Consider the following 4,913-nt stretch of genomic DNA (forward strand, 5'->3'; position numbering starts at 1 on the left):
TTGGAGTGATTGGGGGGAAAATTCAGGTACTTTTTCCCTGAAAATTAGGTAATTGACCCCCTGAAAATGGGTAAAACCCCACACCCCACACCCCACACCCCACACCCTGCCCCCAGGAAAAGCTTTTTCAGCAAACCCTAAATAAATCTAGGTTGGATGGAGCTAAACTAGGTGAAATCCAACCTAGAAAAATGGGACAAATATAGCACGATATATGACTTTACAACTCACCATAAATTATCCTGAAAATTTACCCGACTTTCTTCAAAAAAACCGCGAGGAATTCGAGAGAGAAGCAACTTGGGCTATGGTAGTAAAACTCTTTGAGATGAAACGTATTTCATCGGGTATGGCTGCCAATTTATTAGGAGTGGATAGGGTTAATTTTTTATTGAGATTGACCGATTTTGGCGTAGGGATGATTGACTTAACAGAAGAAGAACTATTATCAGACCTTGAAAATGCCTAAAGCTAAATTACAGCCCTTCTCATAAAAAAAAGTATAACCTAATTTGGTATTGACTCCTGACTGCTGACGACCGACTCCCCAAAACGAAAACTTCCTATCTCACCATTGAGATAACTGCTGTAACTATTTTGAGATAACTAAGGCTATCATTGAGGAAAGTTACTGTTGAGACTCCTGATTAGTTTGTTAATTTTTGTGTTAAGTAGCTAGACAATTAAACCCTTTAGAGATAGGGTGATCGTAGCTGAGTTTGCTATTATATAGTTTTGTAAATAAATATCAAACTCAAGGGTTTTTGAAGATGGTATGTCGCTAAACTGAAAGTATAAAGTACAGAGGTAAAAATACTTATGATGCTACTACAAGATGTTGCGAGAACCTCTAGAGAACAAGCATTAATTCTGTGGTTTGAAGAAGTAGACAGCAAAGACGTGGGATTAGTCGGTGGGAAAAACTCCTCATTAGGCGAAATGATCCAACAATTAACCCCGAAAGGGATTAATGTCCCCACAGGATTCGCCACCACCGCTTACGCTTACCGTCACTTTGTCGAAAAAGCCGGACTAGACGCACAATTAAGACAAATTTTCCAAGATTTAGACGAAAACGATGTCCAAAACTTGCAAGAAAAAGGTAAACAAGCACGCACATTAATTCTCAATACACCGTTCCCCGATGATTTAAGTCATGCGATCGCTATTGCCTATCGCCGACTCTGTGAACGTTATGGCGATGATCTCTATCATTCCATAGATGTGGCCGTTCGCTCAAGCGCCACTGCCGAAGACTTACCAGAAGCGAGTTTTGCCGGACAACAGGAAACCTATCTCAACGTGCAAGGGGTAAGGGGAGTTTTAGAAGCTTGCCATAAATGTTTTGCCTCTTTATTCACCGATCGCGCTATTTCCTACCGTCATCATAACGGTTTCGATCACTTTGCCGTCGCCCTTTCCGTCGGTGTCCAAAAAATGGTGCGTTCAGATCTAGCCACCTCCGGGGTGATGTTTTCCATCGATACGGAAACAGGGTTCAAAAATGCCACTTTAATCACGGCAGCCTACGGTTTAGGGGAAAATGTCGTGCAAGGAGCCGTTAACCCCGACGAATATCTGGTTTTTAAACCCACTCTTAAAAACGGTTACAAACCCATCCTCGACAAACGCCTCGGCAGTAAAGCCATCAAGATGATCTACGATGATGGGGGATCGCGTCTAACCAAGAATATCCGAGTTAACAAGCTAGAACAGGATCAATTCTGCATTAGTGACCAAGAAATCCTCACTTTAGCCCGTTGGACGACCCAAATCGAGGAACATTACTCGCAAGTGCGCGGAACCTACACCCCCATGGACATCGAATGGGCAAAAGATGGGATCACGGGAGAACTCTTTATCGTTCAGGCCCGTCCAGAAACCGTACAATCGCAAAAAGCCGCTAATATCCTTAAATCCTACGAAATTAAGCAAAGAAGTCAAGTTTTAGCGGTGGGACGAAGTGTAGGTGCAGCAATCGGTCAAGGAAAAGCCAGAGTCATCCTCAGTGTAGATAAAATCAACAACTTTAAACCGGGAGAAGTTCTCGTCACCAATCGCACGGATCCCGACTGGGAACCGATTATGAAACAAGCAAGCGCGATCGTTACTAATCAGGGTGGTCGTACTTGCCATGCCGCTATTATCGCACGAGAAATGGGCATTCCGGCGATCGTGGGTTGCAATAATGCCACGGAAACGATTAAAACCGGTCAGGAAGTCACCGTTTGCTGTGCGGAAGGGGATGAAGGGAAAGTTTACCTCGGATTGCTACCCTTTGAAATTATTGAAACTCCCCTGGACAATTTGCCCCAAACTCGGACAAAAATCCTCATGAATATCGGTAATCCCGAAAAAGCCTTCGCTTTTGCCGATATTCCTGCCCAAGGGGTCGGTTTAGCCCGTCTAGAGTTTATTATCGCTAACCATATTCAGGCCCACCCCAGTGCTTTGCTGAAATTCCACGAATTGGAAGAAGGAGACGTAAAAGACCAAATCGCCGAATTAACCAAACACTACGAGGATAAACCCCAATTTTTCGTCGATAAATTGGCCCGGGGAATTGCCATGATTGCAGCCGCATTCTACCCCAAAGATGTAATTGTGCGGATGTCCGATTTTAAATCCAATGAATACGCTAATTTATTGGGTGGCAAACCCTTTGAACCCAAGGAAGAAAACCCGATGATCGGTTGGCGCGGCGCTTCCCGTTATACTGATCCTAATTATCGCGAGGCTTTCGCTTTGGAATGTCGGGCGCTGAAAATGGTCCGGGAAGAAATGGGATTAACTAATGTGATTCCGATGATTCCTTTCTGTCGTACCCCCGAAGAAGGGATGAGAGTCCTTGAAGAAATGGCGAAAAATGGTCTCGAACGCGGGGTTGATGGTTTGCAAGTTTATGTGATGTGTGAGTTACCAAGTAATGTAATTCTTGCCGACCAATTTGCTCAGGTGTTTGACGGATTTTCGATCGGTTCTAATGATTTGACCCAATTAACCTTAGGATTAGATCGGGATTCTGCCCTAGTTGCCCATCTTTTTGATGAACGGAATGAGGGAGTTAAACGCATGGTGAAAATGGCCATTGAAACCGCTAAAGCCCATAATCGCAAAATCGGTATCTGTGGTCAAGCTCCCAGTGATTATCCCGAATTTGCTCAATTTTTAGTGGAATTAGGCATCGATTCCATCAGTCTTAATCCTGATTCTGTCCTCAAAACTTTATTGATGGTGGCAGCAGTGGAGAAAGGACAATAGTTTAGTGATAAAGGTGGGCAAGTCCCACCTTTTTTTGTCTTGGTATGTTGACAATATTATACTAAATCCGCACTCAACGGACTTAGTATGAATTTATCATACTGAAAATACCTATAGCCCAATGGCTATTTTTTACTTGTCTCTTAACAAATATTAACTTTAAACTGCGATTAAGAGATAAACTTAGATTTCGTCAGGATTAAGGCCTAATTCCCGCAGTTTATTGGCTAATCGTTCCGCTCGTTGTTTTTCCTCATTATAGCTAGTGAAAGCTTGTCCATCGGGATAAAAAAGCGACATTTCCGGTTCTCCTAACTGAAAACGTATTCCTAAACGGGGACTAACCCAATTATCGAGAGTTTCCAGAATTTCTAGCTGATTTTCGCCTCTTATCCAAGCACTGGCATCGTTTTTATGGGGATCATAAAGATAATATTCCTCGACCCCATAACGCTGATAAAATAGCTGTTTTTTGGCCATTTCCGTGAGGGTGTTACCCGGAGAGAGGATTTCAAAAACCACCTGGGGACTAATATTATTTTCGAGCCATTGTCGATAGGAACCCCTTTCCCCTTTTGGTCTCCCAAAAACCACCATGATATCCGGTGCTTGACGCAGTTTATTATCATTTTCCACAGGATACCAAAGTAAATCCCCCGCAACAAAGACATCAGACTGCTGGCGAAATAGCCAGTCTAAATTAGTTTTAATTGTCGTAATCCAACGAAATTGCAGGGTATTATCGGCCAGGGGTTGACCATCGCTATCGGGGTAGATAATTTTAGTGACGTTAGTTTTATCTAGTCGCGAAACCATAAGACTAAGTAAAAAGTGAAAACTAGAAAATGTCAACAACTTAATTCTATTATAGCGAGCATTTGTATTATGTGGCAATTAGTACAAAAATATTGACAAATAGTATAACTTGTGCATTGGACAATAAAGATTTAATTTTTTTGATGATAACGATTAAAAATTTCGTTGGTTACTAGAAAATTTTTGTCTAATTTTGGGAACTATAATTATAATAAGACTATCAACTGGAATTAGGACAAGAAGATGAGTGGCGGTTTAGTCTATCGACAAAGCCCAGAAGAAGAGGAATTAGAGCGCAAACGTCTCGAATTAGCGGACTTAGAGACGGAATTAGTGCAGAAAGAGCTAGATTTAACCACTTTAAACGCTGAATTACATAATTTTGAACGAGAGTACACTCAGATTATCGGTAGTCGTTATGCGGAATTAGAGCATATCGAGGCACAGATTACCGAATATATGGCTTATCTGGAGTCTTCTAGGGGTTTTCGTCCCTCAGATAGTCTCAAGAAGCTGTATCGAGAGGTGGCAAAAAGAATTCATCCTGATTTAGTTACTGATGAAACAGAAAAAAACGCCGACAACAGTTGATGATTGAGGCAAATCAAGCTATTGATTTTTGAAAAATGGTAAGTAGCTGGTTTTAATTAAATTAAAAATGGATTTTGGGTTCGATCCCCCCTGCCCCCCTTATCAAGCTATCCATTAGTCACATCTTTCTTAACATAAAATTTGACAAAAAGAGAAAAGTGTGCCAGATGGCTCAAGGGGGTTCTATGGGGGGACTAATTTGATGAGATAGTTTCCAAGTCTGGCTGATATCATGTAACCTTCGC

General features: G+C 41.9%; 4 protein-coding genes. 3 read left to right on the forward strand and 1 reads right to left on the reverse strand.

Features of this window, described 5'->3' with window-relative positions; all coding sequences use genetic code 11:
* Positions 1 to 214 precede the first annotated feature (214 nt).
* Both O9295_RS20930 and ppsA read left to right on the forward strand, forming a co-directional pair.
* Positions 215 to 469 carry a UPF0175 family protein gene (locus O9295_RS20930; protein ID WP_147070550.1) on the forward strand — a complete coding sequence of 85 codons (255 nt, stop codon included), beginning with the start codon at positions 215 to 217 and terminating at the stop codon, positions 467 to 469.
* Positions 470 to 819: 350 nt separating this feature from the next.
* A complete protein-coding gene (gene ppsA / locus O9295_RS20935) occupies positions 820 to 3,261 on the forward strand; it encodes a phosphoenolpyruvate synthase (protein WP_288035055.1) in 2,442 nt (813 codons plus the stop codon).
* A 183-nt stretch (positions 3,262 to 3,444) separates the two neighbouring features.
* On the opposite strand, the gene O9295_RS20940 is transcribed toward ppsA, so the two are convergent.
* Positions 3,445 to 4,077, reverse strand: coding sequence for a Uma2 family endonuclease (locus O9295_RS20940; protein ID WP_288035058.1), 633 nt, complete (start codon positions 4,075 to 4,077; stop codon positions 3,445 to 3,447).
* 243 nt (positions 4,078 to 4,320) lie between these two features.
* Here O9295_RS20940 and O9295_RS20945 point away from each other — a divergent pair, with 243 nt between their 5' ends.
* The gene (locus tag O9295_RS20945) at positions 4,321 to 4,668 is read left to right on the forward strand and encodes a hypothetical protein (protein WP_288035060.1); all 348 of its coding nucleotides are present in this window, start codon (positions 4,321 to 4,323) and stop codon (positions 4,666 to 4,668) included.
* Positions 4,669 to 4,913: the final 245 nt, after the last annotated feature.

The organism is Microcystis sp. LE18-22.4A, assembly GCF_027531105.1.
Taxonomy (GTDB): domain Bacteria; phylum Cyanobacteriota; class Cyanobacteriia; order Cyanobacteriales; family Microcystaceae; genus Microcystis; species Microcystis aeruginosa.

Excerpts from the sequence above, each read along its gene's own strand:
- O9295_RS20940 (WP_288035058.1), bottom strand. The coding sequence starts at position 4,077 with ATGGTTTCGCGACTAGATAAAACTAACGTCACTAAAATTATCTACCCC.
- ppsA (WP_288035055.1), top strand. The coding sequence starts at position 820 with ATGATGCTACTACAAGATGTTGCGAGAACCTCTAGAGAACAAGCATTA.
- O9295_RS20930 (WP_147070550.1), top strand. The coding sequence starts at position 215 with ATGACTTTACAACTCACCATAAATTATCCTGAAAATTTACCCGACTTT.
- O9295_RS20945 (WP_288035060.1), top strand. The coding sequence starts at position 4,321 with ATGAGTGGCGGTTTAGTCTATCGACAAAGCCCAGAAGAAGAGGAATTA.